The organism is Novosphingobium guangzhouense (genome assembly GCF_002896965.1).
Taxonomy (GTDB): domain Bacteria; phylum Pseudomonadota; class Alphaproteobacteria; order Sphingomonadales; family Sphingomonadaceae; genus Novosphingobium; species Novosphingobium guangzhouense.
This window is the reverse complement of record NZ_LYMM01000105.1, coordinates 1-2,060: the sequence shown is the minus strand read 5'-3', so window position 1 is coordinate 2,060 and position 2,060 is coordinate 1. Positions and strand designations below refer to the sequence as shown.

Genomic DNA, 2,060 nt, shown 5'->3' with positions numbered 1-2,060 from the left:
GGCGTCCTGCACAAGTGGCTGGAGGGCGCCGGACTGGTCGAGACCGCACAGGCCGGGCTCGCCTACACCGTGCTCAAGCACACCGTGCCGGGCGACATGTGCCTCGTCAGCCCCGAAGAACTGAACGCCTTCTCCGCCAGCGGCGGCGACGTCAGGCGATAACAGCAGGGCTGCGGCCCGGCTTCGATCCGGGATCGACAGCCGGGAGAGTTGTATGATCGAAGCCGCCGTGACGCGCCGCACCCTTGTGAAAGCCGCTGCCGTGCTGGGCGCGGCTGCTCCGCTACCGGGTCTGGCCCGCAGTCCGAAAGCCGCAAGGGTCGGCCGCTTCACCGGCGTGGTCGAGAACGGCGTCCATGCTTTCAAGGGCATCCGTTATGGCCGTGCGGAGCGCTTTGCCCGGCCTGTCGCGGAGCCTTTCGACGGGCCCCCGGTCACTGCCGCCAGCTTCGGCCCGCTCTGTCCGCAAAGGGCGCTTGCGGATGAGGCGCAGTCGGAGGACTGCCTGTTCCTGAACGTCTGGACGCCCGAGGCGGACCCGCGCGCGAAGCGGGCGGTCATGGTCTATTTCCACGGCGGTGCCTATACCACAGGCTCCGTCACCGACCCGCTGACCCACGGCGCGAAGCTGGCGGCGGGCGGGGATGTCGTGGTGGTAACGGTGAACCATCGGCTGAACGCGCTGGGCTATGCCTGGCTCAAGCCTTTCGGCGCCCGGTACGCCGACAGTGGCAATCTGGGCCAGCTCGACCTGATTCTGGGGCTCCAATGGGTGCGGGACAACGTCGCGAAGTTCGGCGGCGATCCGGCGCGGGTCATGGTGTTCGGACAATCGGGCGGCGGTGCCAAGATCGCGACCTTGATGGCGATGCCGGCGGCGAAGGGGCTGTTCCATTCCGCCGCGACGATGAGCGGGCAGCAGGTGCAGGCAAGCGGCCCCGCGCACGCATGGGCGCGCACGCAGGCGTTCATGAAGGCGCTGGGCCTTGCACCCGATGACGTGGAGGGGCTGCGCACGATGCCGGTTTCGCGTCTGGTGGAGGGGCTCGACGCGGTCGATCCGGTCATGGGCGGCGGGGTCTATTTCGGCCCTGTGCTCGACATGACCAACCTGCCGCGCCACCCGTTCTGGCCCGATGCCGCGCCGCAGTCGCTGGGCGTGCCGATGATCCTTGGCAACGTGCGCGAAGAGACGCGCGCTTTCCTCAACCCGCGCGGGCCCAAGCTGCAGGGGCTTTCATGGGACAACCTTGCCGCGCGGATATTGCCGGAGATCAAGATCGATCTCGATCCGGTCTGGGTGGTGGAGCAGTACCGCGCCCACGAACCGGGCTGGACCCCTGAGCAGGTCTATTACGCGGCCACCACGGCGGGGCGGTCATGGCCGGGGCAGGTAATAGAGGCCGATGCGCGCGCAGTTGCCGGGGCCGGAGCAACCTGGGTCTACCAGCTCGATCGGCCTTCACCGACCGACCCCTTGCGTGGTGCGGCGCATACCGACGACATTCCCTATGTGTTCGGTACGCTTGATGCACCGGGCAGTTATTCGGGCACGGATGCAGGCGCGCAAAGGCTGAGCGTAGCGATGATGCGCGCCTTCGCCGGCCTTGCGAAGACCGGGCGGCCGGGGCTGGCGGAGTGGACGGCCTACGGCCTGCCCGATCGCGCGACGATGGTGTTCGACGATACCGTCCGAGTCGCAAACGACCCGCGCCGCTGGCAGCGCGAACTCTGGGCAAAGGCGCCCTACGTTCAGCCGGGAACCTGATGCCGGTTGCTCTCCGGGACCAACTCGGGGAGGTTTTGCAGCGCATACGACTTTGCCCGCTGGCGAGTGCGGGCCATTACGCCGGGGGAAGATAACGCGAAGGACCGAACGTAAAATCGGGTCGGCGTCGGGAGCGTCCACGCAGGGACGCGGGGGTTTTGTGTTCCGCAGCTCAGGCGAGTGGCCGGGTAGCAGCGGGCAGCCCGGCTCGACCAGCATTCCATCGAACTCGTCCCGTATGACCGACGTCAGGGTTCGCGTCTTGAGCGGCCATGGGTCATCCGGGATAGGA

General features: G+C 67.8%; 1 protein-coding gene. It reads left to right on the top strand.

The window, feature by feature from the left end; all coding sequences use genetic code 11:
• Positions 1-214: 214 nt before the first annotated feature.
• On the top strand, positions 215-1,768 hold the full coding sequence (locus A8V01_RS26955; RefSeq protein ID WP_103099319.1) for a carboxylesterase/lipase family protein: 1,554 nt from the start codon (positions 215-217) through the stop codon (positions 1,766-1,768).
• Positions 1,769-2,060: the final 292 nt, after the last annotated feature.

Coding starts and splice junctions, on each gene's coding strand:
- A8V01_RS26955 (WP_103099319.1), top strand. CDS start 215: ATGATCGAAGCCGCCGTGACGCGCCGCACCCTTGTGAAAGCCGCTGCC.